General features: G+C 41.3%; 16 protein-coding genes and 6 pseudogenes. 11 read left to right on the top strand and 11 right to left on the bottom strand.

Annotation, left to right across the window (positions count from 1 at the left end; genetic code table 11):
* Positions 1-41: 41 nt before the first annotated feature.
* The 4 genes and pseudogenes from KA717_01680 (at position 42) to KA717_01665 (ending at position 2,307) form a co-directional block, all read left to right on the top strand.
* Positions 42-647, top strand: coding sequence for a hypothetical protein (locus KA717_01680; GenBank protein ID UXE61700.1), 606 nt, complete (start codon positions 42-44; stop codon positions 645-647).
* 52 nt (positions 648-699) lie between these two features.
* Positions 700-1,380 (top strand): annotated as a pseudogene (locus KA717_01675) (IS630 family transposase).
* A 177-nt stretch (positions 1,381-1,557) separates the two neighbouring features.
* Positions 1,558-1,743 (top strand): annotated as a pseudogene (locus tag KA717_01670) (IS630 family transposase).
* 93 nt (positions 1,744-1,836) lie between these two features.
* A complete protein-coding gene (locus KA717_01665) occupies positions 1,837-2,307 on the top strand; it encodes a hypothetical protein (GenBank protein ID UXE61699.1) in 471 nt (156 codons plus the stop codon).
* A gap of 1 nt (position 2,308) precedes the next feature.
* Here KA717_01665 and KA717_01660 read toward each other — a convergent pair whose 3' ends face one another.
* From KA717_01660 to KA717_01630, 7 genes and pseudogenes are all read right to left on the bottom strand, one after another.
* Entirely contained in the window at positions 2,309-3,919 is a 1,611-nt protein-coding gene (locus KA717_01660; protein ID UXE61698.1) for an IS1634 family transposase, read from the bottom strand.
* 216 nt (positions 3,920-4,135) lie between these two features.
* Positions 4,136-4,747: pseudogene (locus KA717_01655) on the bottom strand (transposase).
* 42 nt (positions 4,748-4,789) lie between these two features.
* A complete protein-coding gene (locus tag KA717_01650; protein UXE61697.1) occupies positions 4,790-5,275 on the bottom strand; it encodes an ISAs1 family transposase in 486 nt (161 codons plus the stop codon).
* A complete protein-coding gene (locus tag KA717_01645) occupies positions 5,242-6,417 on the bottom strand; it encodes an IS4 family transposase (GenBank protein ID UXE61696.1) in 1,176 nt (391 codons plus the stop codon). Before KA717_01645 ends, KA717_01650 begins: the two co-directional genes overlap by 34 nt.
* 17 nt (positions 6,418-6,434) lie before the next feature.
* A complete protein-coding gene (locus KA717_01640) occupies positions 6,435-6,629 on the bottom strand; it encodes a transposase (protein ID UXE61695.1) in 195 nt (64 codons plus the stop codon).
* A gap of 261 nt (positions 6,630-6,890) precedes the next feature.
* Positions 6,891-7,529, bottom strand: a pseudogene (locus KA717_01635) (ISAs1 family transposase).
* A gap of 98 nt (positions 7,530-7,627) precedes the next feature.
* Positions 7,628-8,062 (bottom strand): annotated as a pseudogene (locus KA717_01630) (IS4 family transposase).
* A gap of 150 nt (positions 8,063-8,212) precedes the next feature.
* Between KA717_01630 and KA717_01625 the strand changes: the two are divergent.
* Together KA717_01625 and KA717_01620 are read left to right on the top strand one after the other, a co-directional pair.
* Entirely contained in the window at positions 8,213-8,992 is a 780-nt protein-coding gene (locus tag KA717_01625; protein ID UXE61694.1) for a hypothetical protein, read from the top strand.
* A 69-nt stretch (positions 8,993-9,061) separates the two neighbouring features.
* Complete coding sequence (locus KA717_01620; GenBank protein UXE61693.1) at positions 9,062-9,466, top strand: hypothetical protein; 405 nt, start codon at positions 9,062-9,064, stop codon at positions 9,464-9,466.
* Between the two features lie 561 nt (positions 9,467-10,027).
* Here KA717_01620 and KA717_01615 read toward each other — a convergent pair.
* Positions 10,028-11,353 (bottom strand): annotated as a pseudogene (locus tag KA717_01615) (IS4 family transposase).
* A 173-nt stretch (positions 11,354-11,526) separates the two neighbouring features.
* Here KA717_01615 and KA717_01610 point away from each other — a divergent pair.
* From KA717_01610 to KA717_01600, 3 genes are all read left to right on the top strand, one after another.
* Entirely contained in the window at positions 11,527-11,742 is a 216-nt protein-coding gene (locus tag KA717_01610) for a hypothetical protein (protein ID UXE61692.1), read from the top strand.
* A 102-nt stretch (positions 11,743-11,844) separates the two neighbouring features.
* On the top strand, positions 11,845-13,281 hold the full coding sequence (gene lpdA, locus KA717_01605; protein ID UXE61691.1) for a dihydrolipoyl dehydrogenase: 1,437 nt from the start codon (positions 11,845-11,847) through the stop codon (positions 13,279-13,281).
* Between the two features lie 416 nt (positions 13,282-13,697).
* Positions 13,698-14,696, top strand: a complete 999-nt coding sequence (locus KA717_01600) for a glycosyltransferase family 2 protein (GenBank protein ID UXE61690.1) — start codon at positions 13,698-13,700, stop codon at positions 14,694-14,696.
* A gap of 55 nt (positions 14,697-14,751) precedes the next feature.
* Here the strand turns inward: KA717_01600 and KA717_01595 are convergent, their stop codons facing one another.
* Both KA717_01595 and KA717_01590 read right to left on the bottom strand, forming a co-directional pair.
* A complete protein-coding gene (locus KA717_01595) occupies positions 14,752-16,068 on the bottom strand; it encodes a glycosyltransferase (GenBank protein UXE61689.1) in 1,317 nt (438 codons plus the stop codon).
* Positions 16,069-16,304: 236 nt separating this feature from the next.
* Positions 16,305-16,547, bottom strand: coding sequence for a DUF4327 family protein (locus KA717_01590; protein ID UXE61688.1), 243 nt, complete (start codon positions 16,545-16,547; stop codon positions 16,305-16,307).
* A 291-nt stretch (positions 16,548-16,838) separates the two neighbouring features.
* Between KA717_01590 and map the strand changes: the two genes are divergently transcribed.
* Together map and KA717_01580 are read left to right on the top strand one after the other, a co-directional pair.
* Positions 16,839-17,720, top strand: coding sequence for a type I methionyl aminopeptidase (map, locus tag KA717_01585; GenBank protein UXE61687.1), 882 nt, complete (start codon positions 16,839-16,841; stop codon positions 17,718-17,720).
* 19 nt (positions 17,721-17,739) lie between these two features.
* On the top strand, positions 17,740-18,798 hold the full coding sequence (locus KA717_01580; protein UXE61686.1) for a hypothetical protein: 1,059 nt from the start codon (positions 17,740-17,742) through the stop codon (positions 18,796-18,798).
* Here KA717_01580 and KA717_01575 read toward each other — a convergent pair.
* Positions 18,795-19,319, bottom strand: coding sequence for a GNAT family N-acetyltransferase (locus KA717_01575; protein UXE61685.1), 525 nt, complete (start codon positions 19,317-19,319; stop codon positions 18,795-18,797). The two genes, KA717_01580 and KA717_01575, sit on opposite strands and share 4 nt — an antisense overlap.
* Positions 19,320-19,337: the final 18 nt, after the last annotated feature.

The raw sequence follows: 19,337 nt of genomic DNA, 5'->3' as shown, positions 1-19,337 counted from the left end.
TAATATAATGACAATAATAATAGTATAACAAAAACGGGAATATGTCCAGTCGTAAGTTATTTTCTATTTTCTCAAACTCTTACACCATAACTTTTTCTAGCTTTGATCACACGATACCAGTACCAATGATGACGGTAGCGGAATTATTTGAAAGGAGTGCAGAATCTCTCCAGTTATTTACAGATGGAGAAAAGCGATATAGTCAACTGCTATTTAATATTTGTCACGAAGTATTAAGGACTGGGAAGCGAGGTCGTCCCACCAAAGTATTACCGAAGGGTATGGTGGTAAGATTAAAAAATAAGAGTAGTAAACGTCGAGATTCTGAGGGTAAACTAGAGAAAGTAGAAACTCCGAAAACTGAACATCCTGAGACAACAGAAAAACCAGAAGACAAGGATGTTCATGCCAACCACGTTGAGGCATTTAATAGTTCTCTACGACGCTATTTAGCCGCCTTTCGTCGTCGAACAAATACTTATGCTAAATCTGTTGTGGGATTACAGCGAGTGCTAGATATTTTCTGGATGGTTCATAACTTTGTTCGCAGCCATTTTACGACGAAAAAAGTTCCTGCGGTAGCTCTCGGTATAATTCAAAAAGGGTTAACTTGGGAGGACTTACTCCAAATTCGCCTGATTTGTTGAACCTCTTGTATTGCAACGTTTATAGCTTCTAGCTAGACGATACCAGTGCCCAGAAGAATACATAGAGAAATTGACGGAGATAATAATCAAAGAGCCTGAAGAGTTTGGATATGAATTTGGACGTTGGACAGTAGCAAGACTATCAACTTATATGGAAAAAAAAACGGGTATATTGTTAGGAAATACACAACTTAGAAATATGCTTAAAAAAAAGCGATTTGTCTATATTTGGGCAAAATATAGTCTAGAAGATAAACAAGATGAGCAAAAAAGAGAGGAATTTAGAAAGAAAGTTGAAGAGTACAAGAAGCTTTTGAAAGAAAAGCCAGAATCAATCCAGATATGGTTTTGGGATGAAAGTGGCTTCAGCTTAAGAGTAATACGGAGAAAACATTGGACAAAAAAAGGAAAGCGTAAAAAAGTGAGGGGAGATAGAAGAAAAGGAAGAGTCAATGTAATGGGTGGTATTAGATATACTGACAAAAAACGGTGGGTTGATTTGATTCCCACTGGTAGCTCTCAGAACTTCAAGAGTGTATTATTAAAATTTTACAAAGACATACAAAGAGAATGGATAGAACAAGGAAATAAAAAAGAAGACTTTGAAAAGAATGGTCCGAAGATTGTGATTATTTTAGATAATGCGAGCTTCCACAAAAAGCAAGAAATTCTAGACGAGATCACGGAAGAAATGCCAAACATTATTTTGGAGTTTTTACCCCCCTATAGTCCTAGGGCTGATTCATTCTCTGGTTTGATTCCTTTTTTGTCTCTCTTCAATCGCTTATGGGGTAAGCAAAGTAAGGTATTTTTAAAAATTTTCAGATATTTATTCTGAGAAATCGCCTTAAAACCTTGCCAGATAAGGATTTGATTGATTGAGATTTGTTAGAATGAATCAGCCCTACCCTATAGTCCCGATTATAATTTAATGGAATTGGTATGGCATTCAGCAAAAGAATATATTGCAAATAAATTATTCAAATCAATTGAAGAATTAGAATCTCTCATCCATAAACTTCTTAATGAAGGTGGATTGACAATATGTTGGGGACGTAAAATCAAAAACAAGGGCTCAAGTATTATTGCAAGTTAAACTGATGACAGCTTAGAACCAAAGACAGCCATTGCCCTAGCAAAGGACTTTAGTGAAAAAGCCGTACAAATTTATGAAACTCATCTTTGTCATGTGTTAGAAGTTATTGCTGGTGAAGCAAGAAAAATTGCGGTTGCAAGTAGTTTGCTTTTTCGTCCCCCAAAAAGGTCATCTGATGAAGAGTTTATACACTACTTTACCGAAGTGTTTGCAGGCAAAGATGGTAAAAAATTTCTTCAAGCTTGTCCACCTCGTCCAAACGGAATAGGTATTCGAGCAATTGAAAAGAGTGAAACTCAGTTTGTTAGAGACACTGATCCTGCCTTTTATCCAGAAGCGAAGAGTGTAGGAATAACAGCGATCGCTGCTGCTCCTTTACCAGTTCGCAAATATATCCCAGAACAGACTGATAAAGATTTAGAACAGACGGGAGTTTTGTACGTTCACTTCACTCGTCCATCTAAAAACATTTCTGACGACGATGTTAAAAATATCAAAGAATGGTTATCGATTTTTGCTCAGATCGCTGCTAATGAAATTTTCCATCCCACATTCCGCAGGTAAGTCAAGAGACAAAGTAGTACTTTTGACATGAAGAGCCAAGAAAGGAAAGAATATGTTTGTGTTTGGAGGTCAAATTAACGATAGTTTGAATGCCGCCAATCTCTAACCAACGGATAAACAGAAAAGACTGAAAGACCCAAAGCAGAGTGGGAATGGCGGTCGGTTTACCCTTTTGATTAGGAATAGTCTGATGGGCAAGAGCCAAAGCCTGTCGTAGGCGACGTTGTGCCAAAGTATAAACCAATAAAGAGACAACCATAATCATCATCAAAGCCATAATGCGTTGAGGATTCTTGAGAAAAAGAGCAGAGGCAAAAAAGAAAGGGTCTTTGAGAAAGCGAAAGCCGCGCTCGGTGTTTTGTTGAGCCTTATATTCAGCCAACATCTGGTCGGGACTCAAAACCTGAGAATCAAGAACATTAGTAGCTAAAATAAAACGTCCAGCCCGTTTAGATGCGGCTTCCAAGCAAGAGGAATCAAGGCTTAATTGCCCAGTTAAGCGGTAATGAAAACCGAGAGGGGTAGCCCCTTGTTTCGGTCTTCCTCCCTTGGCATAGTAAGGAATAGTCTGAACCTCAACTTGACTGAGTTGATGATAAGTCAAGGTTTTTGGCCAGAGTTGAGCCTCAGTAAGAGCATCGGCCTCACAAGCAAAATTCTGTCCACAAAGTTTCTGCCATTCTTTTTTGACAACTTTATCGGCTTTCTCAATTTTTTGACTTATAGCTTTATTATCGGACTGGATACGTTGAGCACTTTCGACCACAAGCCATCGTTGCTGTTCACCCCCATATTCCGAAGCCCTCACTTGCCAACGATAACCGTCCTGTTCACCCTGCTGCCATTGGTCTTCTGATATATTTGCCAAAGTCTCAGTGGCTTCTTTCAGAGGGACACGACTTAACCATTGAATTGACCTCGCTATGCCCACATTTTCCGCCGTATAAAAAGCTCCATCCATCACCGATAAACCTTCCATATTCAACCTTTCTTGACAGTCTTTGATTATCTGGGGAAACACCTTTTTATCCGATTCATTGCCATCTCCTAATTGCATAAAGAGAGGGACACCACCATCTCCACTACATATCATATTTAACATAAACTGTTTTAGGTCTGGTCGTTTATCTCTGGAATAACCAAATTTTATTTTTATGGCTTTTGTCTGCTCGTCTTCCTCATCTTCTATCCTTTCCTTATACTTCCCTTGTACAGACATTGAGGTTGAGTCTAAATGCTTTGACTTTTGTTCTATTCCAAAGATTGCTGCCGCTTTTAGGACTATTTTCGTGAACCGGTTTTTTACCCCCACTCCAAATACCTTATCCAATGACCTTCCTAGCTTGTCATCATTTAAATCTTCTGCTTTTATTCCTTCTCCTAATAGGTGTTCTAATGCTTTTCCTTTAAAAAACTCACTCAACAAATATAACGGAGCATTGATACATCCTAAGCAGTTTAATATCATTGCTTTTACTATTGTACCTACACTGAGCTTTTCTTGAGGATGAGTTCCCACTTCCTCATCGATAATTTCTACTAAACCCATTTCATCTATAATTCCCGCTACGATTCCTAAGTGGTCGAGGTCTTTAATATTTAGGTTATTCATTTTTACTGTTGATTCTATCTAAGACAAGACTCCATTTTAGAACTTTATTGACATTTTTTATCCTTGCCCGAAATCAATGCACAAGTACCGATACTAGCTCGCGTGAACTAGTGCTCCTCTTCGACAACCTGCGGAATGTGGGTTCCATGCCACGCTATATGAGGAAATGCGTGATAAAGCACGTCAACTTAAGGCGATAAATCTGATAACTCAATCCTAAGTACAGGACAAAAAATGTAGGGAGTCGAGAAAAAGAGAAAAATTGGGTAGAGAAGGATTAAGAACAAGATGACGAAGATGGTCAAAACCAAGACGAAAAAGACTCTGCGCTAGGCGACCATGTTTCTTGAGGGGAATGGGATGAAGATGATGAATTGCTAGACCAGTTTTGAGAGACCAAGCCAAAGCTAAAGTCAGTAAAGCCAAAAGCTTACGAAGACGCTTGGGGTCAGTAAAGTGAGTAGATTCCAAGCAAAAGCCACGAGTCTTAAAGATGCCAAAAAGGGTTTCAATGCCCCAACGCAGGGCATAATCGTGAATAAGACCTTGGGAATCGGGATGTCCAATGACGATGAGTAGAGAATTATCAGGCAAGCGAAGAGCCTCTACAGAAACAGGATATCCCCAAACCCGACAACTCCCTTGAAGACGTTGAGATTCACCAATAGCAAGATGGGCAAAAATGACTTTGGCGGCCAAAAGCTTGCCATTGTGCTCAATCTTGTCCGTAGCCCGAATTCTCAGACAGAAAGCCAGTAGCGGTTCGAGCAGAAGATAGCGAAGCCAAGCCTGACCAATAAACTCACGGTCGCCACATAAACAACGAATCAGGGCGGTGGGAAAAATCTTGAGCATCAGGGCAAACGCATCTTATCCGAGTAAAACCTTAAGGAGATAGTCCTCGTCCCAACCAGCGCGTAGCCGTTTATTCTTGATACCAAGTTTCAGAGTATTTTCCTTTGTGAGCAAGTTAAGAGCGATATGGCGTAAGACGGCTAAATTCTCAGGAGCAAAATCCTTACGAATGCGACAAGCATCCTCGTTGAAGGCCAAGTCTAGAACCCAATGTAAAGAGTTTTCTATCAACCAATGACTACGAACAGATTGGGATAATTTTTGAGCATTACTCGGCAGGCTACTGATATAGTAGCGAGTCTCATACTCTGTTTTGTCTTTCAATCGTCTCTCCGCTTGAATCATACAGATGCTCGTCAACTTTGCCCATTTCTCCGCACCCAGCAAAAATTCTGTTTGTTCCATCGTCCAGCAACGGCGAATTTCAATCCGTCCATGTCCCTTGTCTATTGTTCTGACTTTTCCCGTTAAGTGCGGATTGCAAGCTGCCAGCCTTGGCAAAGGTCATGCAACTTCAACCAACCGCGCCAAAGGACTTGGATACCGAGAGGAGTTTTACGACGATGTTCAAGATAACCACCAAGAAAAGCAACAGACTCGACAGCCCAAGCAACAGTCAAAATAGGGGGAAGTTTTTGAGAGGCGGCTGCTTTTAACACCTGAAGTTGAAGAGGATTAAGAATTTCAATCGCGAGAGCATCGGGCTGGGTACGATGAAGATAAGTAACGTGTAAAAGTTCAACAGCAATGACACTTAAAAAACCCAAAAGAGTTTTCATTCCATCAGAGGCAAGTCGATAACGCTCACTCTGACAACCAGACTTAAGGACTTTATGAAATTCTTCAACCCGCCATCGGTAGGTGTACCAACGAAGAATAGTGACAGCCATCTCAATAGTCTCAACAACTTCTGTAGTCAGAAGCATCCAAGATAAAGGAGTTTCGCCTTCGGGACAATCGATTTCTGTCGCATAAACAGCATAGACATTCAACGGGTCACGATTATCAAAACGATAGGGAGTTCGTAGATTAACTGAGCAAAATCGGACGGCAAGCTTAACCTTCCGTGCTTTTCTTTTTCCTGTACTCGGAATCTCGATTTCTTGATGAAAACGAATCGGTTCTGATTCCAAATGTTGCCAAAGTCGTTCACTATTTTTGTCTAAACTACGATTATGAGACGCTCTGACCAGCACTCCTGTATGCTTGAGTTGACGCACTGAGTCAAAGACTTCTGAAACATCTCCTTCTCTGTCAAATACATGAATTACCCTCGTTGAACTTTCTACCTGTTTCTCACAGGTGTTTAGAGCCTCTACCCATTTGTAGGATTCTTTTTCCTCAAATGGTCTTTGACGAGCTGCTTTTCTTTGTTCTTTCTGTCTTTCTTTTTTCTGCTTCGCCGTTTCATCTGTTGGGGGCTTTTCTTTTACCTCCCTATTCCACAGTTTTTGCCATAATAAACCTAATACTTGTCCTTTTTCTGGCTCAATTGCTAAAGCACTATGCAGTATTAATCCATTCCCTCCTTTTCCAGTCGGCCCATACCCTTCCCTTTTTTCCTTGATATTGCGATAATCTAAGAAGGTCGTATCTCCGACTGATAGCATTATCTTATATTCTTCTACGGCGGCAGTTGTCATTTCACAGTGCGGCTCTATTATCTTGACAAAGTCTGTTTTCGGATTCCCAAAAATTCATAGGCCCTCTTTAACTCGTTTCCTCCCTTAAACACTTCTGATAAGGCTTTTCCAAACCCCTCACTTAACTTTTTCCCAATCGAGAAGGCACGATTGTTTAGCCTCTCGTCTCCCAATTCACAACTGGCAAAGTTTTTTGTCCACCATTCCAACATTTTTTGACCTGCCCTTTAAGATTTTCTCCATTTTACAGTCTCATACTCCCTTCATCCTTTGTTTTTGAAATTTGAACGATAAGCGGGATGATGGCTTCAGAATATTTTTTTCCTGTCAAGAGAATCATTACTCAAACCCTTGCCAGATAAAGCCTCTAGAAGTTTGCATTGCTGGATTTTGGACTTAACGGGAAAAGTCAGGTCTATTGTTTGATGAAAATCATGCTTAATTCCCACAAAATTAACCGATTGAGCATGAGCAAATAATTGTTCAACATCCTCACATAGATTACCTTGATTGCCTTTCAATGCCAAAACATAATCTCCCCCTCGCCCTACTATCTGTTGGGCAATCTTTGTCTGAGTTCCCATGGCATCAATCGTTACGATACAACCTTTGACCTCTAGCATTTTCAGGAGTTTAGGAATCGCCGTGATTTCATTCGATTTGCTTTCCACCTTGCACTGTCCTAGTACTAGACGATTTGCTGTTGCCCATGCACTTACCATCTGAATTGCGCCCTTTCCGTTGGCATTGTCATAGGAGTGGCGAAGGGTTTTGCCGTCAATCGCTATCACTTCTCCTTCACTTACCTCCGCTATACTTTTGACCCAATGCAGAAAACAGTCTTGAAATTGCTCTGGATTCAGACTAGCAAATACACGCGCAAACGTATCGTGGGAGGGGATGCCATTCGGCAATTCCAAAATTTTTTTTAGCCATTGATGTTTAGCCTTGCCGAAACTTTCCATGGCTACCCAACCTTCTGCTCCACAAATGACGGCTAAGATGGCAATCGTTAGAATATCAATGAGTTTATGCCGTTTTGTTCGTTCGATGCGAGGGTCATCTATTTCGGCAAAGTGTTCTACCAGTCTATATTTGGGTCGGAGTTTCATCGCTTTTGTTTTCTATGCACTTTCCCTTATTTTCCCTTATCCATCCCTCTATAATGTTCTTGTATCTGTATCATTTTTAGATGCGTTCGCCCTGTCTTGAGCATCTCCTCGATAAAACGCATTCGTTCATCATTGTTAGAATTGCCCTTTTTCTTGCTAAGCATCCACCACAAGATGGGAATGGCTACTCCTTCATGGACAATGCCGACAGTGAGGATATTATAACCATGACTGCCAAACTCCCAGGTTGTGCGGTCAATACTTAATACCCAAGGTTGAGGGATATCCAGCCAACTGACTACAATACGGGCAATGTGATGGTAATCCAGCTCAAATCCTGAGAAAAAGCGTTGTAAGCGTTTGTAATGAGAATCCACCAATGCCCGACCTTCAAAACCCAGGGCCAATTCTTTAAGGTTAACCGTTTTCACTTTGAGGAGGGCGAGTAAGAACAAGGCTAGGAAGGAGAGTCTGGCACCATGCCATCCCAAATGGGGTTTTAGGGCTTGTTTCAATGCGTTATATTGGTTCATGGGTTTTCTTACATTACGTTCATCTTCCATGAAACCCCTTTCTCTTATACTTTTCAAGCCTTTTGTCCTGTACTTAGAACTCAATCATTTTCCTCCATTAATGAAAAAAAAGATTTGTTACGTAATATCGCTTGGAATACACTTAATATTTTGAGTGCTGATGTCGTTACTATTTATGAGTATCAAGATGATCGTAAGTGTTTTCTATTGGAAGCAACTATTGCGGGAAAACTCTGGAGAGAAAATCTAGATAACGAAGAAATTACACGAGACAAAGTGCCATATAAATTAGTAAATTATGGCAAAAGTATTTATGTTGAAGAATTACATCCTGAGAATCCTCAGTCATCAGGAGAAAGAATTTTAAGGAATTCAAACTTTGCAAAAAGGGAAAAAATCAAGTCTGTGGTGGGTGTACTCTTAAAACAAGAGGTTGATAAATCTGATTCTGGTTGGATTGGTAACTTATTGAATCCATGTAAAGGTGATTATTCTGGTAAGGACATAACCCTTATCAGTCGAGTGTCAGCAGAATTGCCATCTACCTGGCAAAAAGAGATTATGCAAATTATGGAAAAAGAGTCGCGCAACAAAAAGGAGGTTGTGATCGGGGTTATGTTTATTAATTATCGGAGAAGTCATAAGTTTTCTACAGATGAAAAAACTATTATTGATATATTGGCGACCTCAGCAGTAGTTGCGATTAAAAAATTATCTTTGCCTGATGGGCAACATCAAGTTCTAATCTCTGATGACATTTTTAAGAGATTAATAGAAATTATGAATAGCAGAAAAATAGATAGTCTTTCAGAAGCTCTAGGTGAAGCGACGGGAACCTATTCTTTTATTATTAATGAATTAGAAAATAATAATAATAAAAAGCTTTTCTTACAGGAAGGCGATACTTCTGTGGAATTGAAACTCAAATGATGTCTATGTACAGTTAAAATTTAAAGTATAAGTTAGGATAACATTATGTCGATAAGGCGTATTGAGAGTATGTATATGGGTGAGACTCCATCAAAAAAAGACCCTTCAATTGCTGCTGGGACTTTACCACAAACTGCTTTAATTATAGATGCTTCTAGTATTTCTACAAGTAATTCATTAGAACAAGGCACTCGTCGTTTGGAAAAAACTAGAGAAAAATTAGCTACATGGCTAATCGTTATCTTTGCAATAACTATATCGGTTTCGTTTGTAGTTTTACCGTTATTAGTTTTATCTGTATATTTCTCATTTAAGCCAGGCAATAGTAATCAAAATTCTACTTTAGATAAAGAACTTGTTATCGTTGTTAATCCAATTAAAGAGTTCATGGTACTTGTTTTAACGATTGAATCGACTTTATTAGGGGCTGCTTTAGGATTCTATTTTGGAGAAAAGAGTGGGATAAAAAAATAAATAGCAATATTTGTGGTTAAAAATGATAATTACAGGGGAAAATTCTGCAATCTTATGGCCCAAAGGTTCTTTCCTTAACTGTGTGGTGCGTTTGGTAAACAGTTATTTCCGTGCGCCAGACCTCCAGACCTCAAGGAAGATTCTACTCCTCGCACCTACAAAAAGATTCTGTTTGGGAATGTTCCCTATGTTCCTGAACAATTAACCTATGCCCTCAAACATCGCCAAGAATATCGGCAAGACTTTCAAAAGGCGGATCGCTCCCAGTCCGTAATCAATTACCCTAGAAAGCAGAAAGGAAGAAGCCGTTAACTTCTCCCAATCCATTCAACAAAAAAATCTATAAGGGATTGACATCCGTAGAACGGCAAAGATTCCTAAACCTCACAATTTAGGTTTCTGCTTCATAGCAACTGCCTCCACCCCCAAGGAGTTTTATGGTCTTATGTTCGCTCCACAGACTATCCCCGCAAGCCCTGCGGTTCTTATGTATTGAAGCCTCAAACCGAGAATTCTTGTCTTTGGTTTTGATTCTAGGGGTGGACTGCCCATTCATCCGTGTCAACTTAAAGGAATGGGTTCCCAAATTTGTTGATTGAGAGCGGCCTTTTCTCGATGTCGCTTTCTCTCAGCTTTGACCAAACCAAATAACTTAGCACGTTCAGCCAGATAGGTTACTGTATCAGGCTTTTCTCCTCTAGCAATAGCCTTCGCTACATAGTATAGACTCCGAAACACCATCTCTACTGAGATTTTTTCTTTCGGTTGATTTAGAGCAATCGCCACTTCCCCTACCAATTGATTTAAGACCGTATAGAAAATCAAAGTGCAAATAATCTGGATTTGGACACCATTCTTATTACCTACCCATAAATAGGCTAGTCCTAAAAGTCTTTTCGTTAATAAAAAGGCTTCTTCGATTGTCCATCGTCTTCGATATAAATCACAGACCTCTTCGGCGGACAGTTGTTCGGGAGACAACACATTTGTTAAATACTGATACCAGATTGTTCCCCATAATACTGAGACTAATCTCACCGGATGCTTGCAAGGATTAGAACGGTAATTTCCCATAATGATAATCTCATCTCTGTAATGACTACCTTGAGACAATACTTGTTTGGTTTTGTAAGATGTACCCGCTCTAAATCTGGTTAGAAAAAACTTTTTAGCTTCTGTTAACAAATCAAACCACACAAAGCTAAAAAATCCCATATCTACGAGAATTAAACCATTTTCTGGTAATTTAGCTGCCAATTCTTCACACCATATTTTATCATTTGATTTATCATTTTCTGTGTACCATAAAGTAACGGGTCTTTGGGTAAAGGCTTCCACTACCATCATTATTTTACCCCCCAATTTACTCTTTTCTTCTTTACTTATTTTCATATTTTTCCTTATCTGCTCTAGCGTTTAGCCATCTGCTATCCACACTGCACTAAACTTTTCTCTTATTTTTTCCCATTTTTCTCCTACTTGGAGCTTCTTCCCTTTTTCGGCTGCTTTTTCTAACACTCCTTTTAGTAATATTGCAAATATTTCGGCTGGCACATTCATCATTCTTTTTGATACTGCCTGTTTGCTTACTTTTAATGATGCTACCCATAGCAATCCCTCTTCCTCTAACAGTCTTACCGCTTCACTTATACCCGCTATTTGACGATACACTATACTTAACACTAATGCCACCATTACTGGTAAATTTAATACCCTATCTCTCATCATTTTCTCATGAGTTCCCTGTAAATATTTTAATGGTGTAAACATTGTGGGTTCTAGTAATTCAAACAACTCTTTTGTTATTTCAGGGATTTCTACCCCTGGCTGATTTGTCTTACGACGTAAGTCTGGGTTTCCTTTTCTCCGAGGATGTTGTCTTGCCATTTGTTTTTTGCTCACTTTTTTATATACTAACCTTTTTTTCAGCCTACTCTTACTTCCGCCTGCTTTTAGGCTAATCTTTTGTGAGTAGGCATTTTGGCTTAAGTTGACACCAATGACCAGTATCCTACCATATAAAGCCCGTCCTAGAACGACGGGGTTTCAGACCCAAATTTTTGATGACCACAGAAAGAGAATATCAAGAATGGCGATCGCGCCGTAACCGCAACCTTCAACCACAGCGATCCATCAAGTCGCTTAAAACCTTTACACTCAACCCTTTGGGAAAAAGTTTAGTCTTGTTAGCCCTTCTGTCTTTGGGATTGGCCCTTATTCACCATCCTCAAACGGACAACCGACCACCGGCGGATCTACCGCAGTTGAGTCCCTAAGCCCCATTTTCAGATTTTACGATCCAGGGGACAAGCTCCCTTCCCAGGTTCTCCCCTTCCTCGTACACTAAGAAGTTGAAGCAAATGAGGTGAAAAATAACCATGAGTCAAGTCTTTGATTATGATCTCGTTATCGTTGGGGCTGGTGTTGGGGGCCATGGGGCTGCCTTACACGCTGTTAAGTGTGGACTAAAAACCGCCATTATTGAGGCGAAGGATATGGGAGGAACCTGCGTTAATCGGGGTTGTATCCCGTCTAAGGCGTTACTGGCTGCCTCCGGTCGGGTTAGAGAACTACAGGATAGTGATCACCTCAAGCATTTAGGCATTCAAGTGGGAGGGGTGGCTTTTGAACGATCGGCGATCGCGGCCCATGCGACGGACTTAGTCAATAAAATTCGGGGGGACTTAACCAATAGTTTGACCCGCTTGAAAGTGGAAACTATTAGAGGCTGGGGAAAAGTGGCTGGCCCGCAAAAAGTCAGCGTGATCACCGATAGTGGGGAAAAAATTCTCACCGCCGCCAATATTATGCTCTGTCCGGGTTCGGTTCCCTTTGTTCCTCCAGGTATCGAGATCGATCATCAGACTGTCTTTACCAGCGATGAAGCCGTAAAATTGGAAACCTTGCCCAAGTGGATTGCCATTATCGGCAGTGGCTATATTGGTTTAGAGTTTTCTGACGTTTATACGGCTCTCGGTTGTGAAGTGACGATGATCGAAGCCTTAGATGTGTTAATGCCAGGCTTTGATACGGAAATTGCCAAAATTGCCGAACGGGTACTGATTAAACCCCGCGATATTGAAACCTACGTGAGTACTTTGGCCAAGACCGTTAAACCCGGTAATCCCGTTGTCATTGAATTAGCCGATGCCAAAACCAAAGAAGTCGTTGAAACCTTGGAAGTGGATGCCTGTCTTGTCGCAACAGGTCGTGTTCCCGCAACCAAAAATCTTGGTTTAGAAACGGTGGGCGTGGAAGTGGATCGTCGTGGTTTTATTGCTGTTAATGACCAAATGGCGGTACTCAAAGACGGAGAACCGGTTCCCTATCTCTGGGCTGTGGGAGATGCAACGGGTAAAATGATGTTGGCTCATGCGGCCTCTGGTCAGGGAGTCGTGGCGATCGAAAATATTTGTGGTCGGCCCAAAAGCATCGACTATCGTTGTATTCCGGCAGCGGCCTTTACCCATCCTGAAATTAGCTATGTGGGTTTAACTGAAGCTCAGGCTAAGGAATTAGGAGAAACCGAGGGTTTTAAAGTGGCTACCGCCAAAACCTACTATAAGGGGAATTCCAAAGCTTTAGCAGAACTGGAAACGGAAGGCATGGCTAAAGTCGTCTATCGTCAAGATACTGGAGAATTGCTTGGTGTTCATATCATCGGTATTCATGCCTCGGACTTGATTCAAGAAGCCGCCAATGCGATCGCTGCCCGTCAATCCGTTAAAGAATTGGCCTTTCAGGTTCACGCTCACCCCACCCTCTCAGAAGTTCTGGACGAGGCTTACAAACGCGCTACTAGTCAGTCAATGTAGAACTGATTGATAAAGCCGCTTGGGTTTGATACGAGCATCATCTAGAAATTCTAAATTTGCGATTTAGCAAGGGTTTCAGGTTTTAGTTTGCGTAATGCGGGGCAAAATTCAACGGCAGCAATTCCAAATTCAAACGATAACATAAAATACAGACGTTATCTCGCGTTTATGGTGTCAAGAGAGATTTCGCTGATTTCTGACGTTTTTCGTACTTCCTCCTCGAATCTTAGCCTCTTGGAGAGTCAGCAACCTGCAAACAAACTTGATCAATCACTAAATAGAGCATTACGCTGATTCCACATATTGATACAAAACCCCTTGACCGTAAGCACTTCAAGACTTTTGTATCTTGGACTACATTCTGAATTTGGAATTGCTGATTAATTTAACCAAAGTTCTTATTATCAACTCACTTTATGGTCTTAGTCTCCGTTTGCATTCCCACCTACAATCGCGCTCATTATTTAACCTACGCAGTGCAAAGTGTTCTTAATCAAGATTTCACTGATTTTGAATTAATCATCTGTGATGATGGCTCCACGGATTCTACCTCGGAATTGATACAAAAATGGACAGATCCACGTTTGCGTTATCTTCGTCATCCTAAAAATATTGGCCGCAGCCGTAATATGCGATCAGGTTTTGAAATCGCGAAGGGTGACTATTTTATTAAATTTGATGATGATGATGCCTTAACCTCCGATTTTTTAAGAAAGACCGTTTCTATTTTAGAAAAATTTCCCCAGGTTGATTTTGTTTGTACGAATCATTGGGTGATTAACGCTGACAATCAACGGATGCTAGAAGCAACTCAAGAAAATTGTATTAAATGGGGCAAGGATCAATTAAAAGAAGGGATTATTGCCGATCTTCTAGAGGAAACTTTTTTAAAGCAAAGTTTACAAATTGGCTCTACTCTTTTTCGTCGTTCCTGTTTACAAGCCGTTAATTTTATGCGTGCTGATTTAACAATGTGTGAAGACTATGATGTCTTAATTCGTCTAGCATTACAGGGAGCAGTGGGCTATTTTTTACCAGAATATTTAATGGAATATCGTTTTCATACAGGTCAAAGTAGTTTGGCGCAAAGCTTAACCTTTTTAGAAGCTAAATTAATCTGTTTAGAAAGTTATACTTTTCCGCTCCCCTATCTCGAACAGCATCGACTCAAAAAAATTGCCGAAACTCAAGAAGATTTAGCCCTGCGTTTGCTGGAATCAGGAGAAACTCAGGAAGGTCGTGCTTTATTAAAAATTTCCCTAGCCTCTTTGGGATGGTCAAAGCGATCGCTATTGGGCTTAATGCTCTCCTATTTATCTCCCCAACTGCGTCAACAACTCTTTCATTGTTTTCGTCAGCTACGTCCCCAAGATTATAGTGAGAAAGTCAGGATGATGGAAAGAGCAGAAGATTAGGTGGGGGAGACTGGGGAGACTGGGGAGACTGGGAAGAGGGGGAGAGGAGAAGGGATTAAATAGCTGCAATCTCGACCAGACTGGGTAATGTAGCTAGGCGGGAAACTTTGGGATTCCAGGGTTGGTCGTGCATGATAGAACGAGCCAAGATATAACGATAAAGATCACTCAGTTGCATAGCGGAATTTTGCCAACTAAAACGGGGGTTGAGATCATAGCTGGCTTGTTTTTTTAACTTTTTCGCCCAGAGTTCATCCCCAATTACTCGCTCAATGCCTTGGGCTAGGGCTTCCACATCCCTGGGTGGCACTAACAAACCAGTTTCTTCGGGATGCACAGTAAAACGCAAACCCCCTACTTTAGAGGCAATGACTGGCGTTCCACAGGCGATCGCCTCAATGGCAACCAAACCAAAGGGTTCATAGTAACTAGGAATGACACAAACATCTGCCGCGCTGTAATACCAGGGCAACCAATCATGGTCAACCCGTCCCGCAAATAAGGTTTCTTGACTGATATTCAGATCAGTGACTAATTGTTCAATACGTTTTCTTTCCTGACCATCTAAGCGTTCGATAGTGCTGCCACCCACTAAGACTAACTTTAGGTTTTGATGTCCCTGAGCTTTCAAATTGGCGCAGGCTCGTACTAATGTTTCAATGCCTTTACGAGCAGCAAAACGTCCCACATAGAGAATGATTTTTTCCTGACTATCCCAACCTAACTTTTTCCTGGCGGCTAGTTTCGGCAAACTATGAAATTGGGCCGTTGTTCCACAGGGAATAACTTCAATTTGACCGGACTCAGAGACTAGATTACGAAGAGCTTCTTTTTCCTGGGGGCTAGTCGCCACAATACAACTAGCTTTCTCTAAAACTTCTTGTTCTACCGCTAGACGAGTCGGGGCGATCGCGGGACGATACTGCATGGTTTCATATTTAACAGCCCCTAGAGAATGATAAGTATGAATAAGTTGAACATTGTTATCTTGTTGCAGTTGCAGTCCAACCCAAGCAGACAGCCAGTAGTTTGTATGCACTAAAGGATAGCGAATGGCATTCTTGGTTTGAAAGGCATGAAAAGCATCCAAGAAAGCCGGCATATATTCAAAAAGGTCATTCCTTGGAATAAAGGTTTCTGGCCCCGCTTTGAGCCGAATAGTACGACAGTGAGGCGAATGTTGAACAATGACCGCTTCCTGGGGATGGCTTTTACGGGTAAAGATATCAACTTGCCAGCCTAGTTCCGCCAAACTTTCTCCGATTTGACGAACATAAATATTTTGTCCTCCAGCTTCCTCCATGCCAATCTCGGCGGTGGGATCGGCATAGTCGGAAATAAAGGCGATCGCTTGACGGCTGAAATCTACCATAAATTTTTCTCACACCCCAAACTATAGAATTGTTACTTGGTTTTAGATAAGTTATTTTAATACTAGGTTCCCTGCTTGGCCACAGCATCCATCGCTACAAAGGCACGAGAAAGCGGGAAATTAGCAATAAATTCCTACAAATCTTAACAGACCAGGGGGGAAAGTGCCAACTAGAGAAAACCCTGAACAAGATTGGGCCGTTGGGGCCGAGGAGAGCTAGAAAATAGGAGAAAAATCTAGTCAGTTAACCAAACTTCTTTGGCCAATAGGTCAATCAGGTGATCGCGGAGGAGATAGTCGTGGCGTTCCAATTCGCATTCTACCGCAGGCCATTCTCGTGCGGGAATGTACTGACACAGCGTATAGATCGGTTGTTGGCGGTGAAGTAAGCCTTTGCAAACCAGTTGCCGAGCTTCTTCTCGAATATCACTAATGGAATATTTTAATTGGAATGGCTTTTCGGCGGCGGTGATGAACATAAATTTAATTTCCCAATCCTAGGGATAGTGAACTAAATGGAGTAGTCGAGAGTCACAATCGAGAATAGGATTTTGCTACAAGTTTAGTATCCTTTTTTACATTATCCTTGATCTAGTGCCTTTTTTAGACTAAACCTAAAGTTTTCTTCAGCTTTTTAACGGAGTTTATCTGTTCGCACCAGTCTAGGGCGTGAGGTTTTTGACGAGGACACCCATCGATACAAGGGTCAAAATTTAAGTTATTTTAAGATCAGTGGTTTTAAATTTTAGTACTTTGTCTAGCGATCGCCCATGAACATTCTTTCCAACCTTTTCTCGTCGTCCAAAACCCAGGATCTGCCAGCCAAAACGACCTCCTCACCTTCAAACGCGAAGTCAGCAAAAGCCTCCAAACACAGGAAAAAGCAACGAGGGGCCGAACTTAAAACGCCTCAGGAACTGGTCATCATGCGACAGTCCGCAGCGATCGTGGCAACGGTGTTGAAGGAAATTGCAGAACAGGCTAAACCAGGCATGACCACAGGAGAACTGGATGCCTATGCTGAAAAGCGCATTAGAGAGTTAGGAGCGACCCCCAGTTTTAAAGGCTATCACGGCTTTCCGGCCTCAATTTGTACCTGTATTAACTCGGAGGTGGTGCATGGTATTCCCAGTCGCAAAAAGGTGATTCGGGCGGGCGATCTCTTAAAAGTGGATACAGGAGCCTATTTTCAGGGTTTTCACGGAGATTCTTGCATCACCATTCCCATTGGTAAAGTTTCTCAGAAAGCCGATCGCTTGGTACGGGTGGCAGAGGAGGCCATGTATCAAGGGATTGAACAGGTTAAGGCGGGCCATTTTCTCCTAGATATTGCGGGAGCGATCGAAGACTGTGTGAAAAAATATGGTTACAGTGTGGTGGAAGAGTTTACTGGCCATGGTGTGGGACGCAACTTACACGAAGATCCCTGTGTCTTTAATTTCCGAACCCGTCAATTACCTAATGTGCAACTTAAAGCTGGCATGACCCTGGCTATTGAACCAATTGTCAATGCTGGTTCTAAATTTACCCGTACCCTCCGCGATCGCTGGACAGTTGTCACTGTCGATAATGCCCTTTCTGCCCAATTTGAACATACGGTTTTAGTAACCGCAACGGGCTATGAAATTCTAACGGATCGCAGTAAAATCTAGCAAATCGCGATAATTGCCCATGTCTCGTTATCGGTCTTCCCCAAAACCATCTAAACCTTTTCGGCGATCGCTCCATTCAGAGCCAGAATCGCAATGGGGATGGTCTTCTCTATTTTCCCCAAAATTTTGGAAGAAACAAGTGGGAATTTTTTGGGCAATTATCAGCATTGTTTTCATTATTCTTTGTATTCCTAATTTCATTAATAGCTTTACAGAGTCTAATATCTTAGAAAATAACCTTTTTGCTCAATTACCAAAAGCTATTCCTATTTGGTATTCTAGTTTTGAAAAAGGGTTTCCAGGGGAATGGTTTACCTGGGATAGTCCGGCTTACAATACAGGAATGTTTTCGCGCAATGGTAAACCGACAGGGTATCGCCAATCCTTTTGGACAATTTTAAATCAAAAGCAAGCGCAAACAGAAAATATCCGACCTATTCAAGGAAACCATCTCTACAAAGGTTTAATTACGGGACCCGAAACCGATGGTCAAAACCACCGCGCCTATCCTGTTCTTCATCTGGATGTAGCCAATCCTGACTATGTGAGTCAAAGACCTATTCCGGTTGTTAACCGTTTTTATACTTGGGTTGACTGGGACAGAAGCAAGGCGAAAAACACTGATTGGATGCACTTCTTAACACTAGGAAATAACCCTCAATGGCAAGTTGTAACAATGTCAATGGTTGGGACTCAAGGTCGCTTAGAATTAGCCCATATAGGTGAATTTAATCAGTTTAAAAATGGGAATGGTTGGGAAACCATCAATGGTGTTATGTATCCCATTTATATGCCCTTGCGTCAGTGGGTGCGATTTACGGTTTATGTCGATTATCAGCAACCGCTCATGGTGGTTTGGATGGATGGTCAACCTATTTTTCGAGCTAATGGTGGGAATTTACGACAATTGCAGAATAGTACCTTGCATTTACTGCGGGCCCACTGGGGACTATATGCTAATGCAGAGGTCAGTAATGGCAAACAATATAATGATTCTATTCAAATTTGGGGGTTAACGAAACCCCTAACCAATTTTGCCAAAGAGCCATTATCGCCCTACGATGGCAGGGGATTCTAATCATCAGCTTGATGGTGGCTAGACAACGGTTTAAAAAGGAGTACTGCTTGGGTCTGAAAATTCATTTGCTTATACAAGTTTAAGGCAGCTTGATTATGGGAAAAAACTTGAAGTCCAATTTGTTGATCTCCTCGTTGTTGGGCCCATTGTTGAGCAGTTTTTAATAAGGCTTTAGCAATCCCTTGACGACGATAGGGAGGCAAAACATAAAGCATAAAAATGTGGGTATAGCGTTTACCTGTCACCTGATTGATCGCATTTCCCAGCCAGAGAGCGGCGATCGCTGCATCCGCATCTAAAGGTTCTAAAGGAGAAGATTGAAGGGTCACCAGCCAGAGACGAGAACGAGAGGAAAAATATTGATCTACCGTTTGAATTAAATGGCTGAAGTCCTGTTGCTGAGGAAATAATTCCTGATAGGTTTGCTGAAGAAATTTTAATAAGAGTGGTTTATCCCGTCTTTCACCTTGAATAAGTTGGAAGCCTGGTAGGAATTCCTGAGCAGTTCGGTAATCAATCATAAAAATTAATATTACTAT

The sequence above is a fragment of the Woronichinia naegeliana WA131 genome, assembly GCA_025370055.1.
Lineage (GTDB): Bacteria > Cyanobacteriota > Cyanobacteriia > Cyanobacteriales > Microcystaceae > Woronichinia > Woronichinia naegeliana.
The sequence above is the reverse complement of the archived record's forward strand: the minus strand, read 5'-3'. Positions and strand labels throughout refer to the sequence as shown.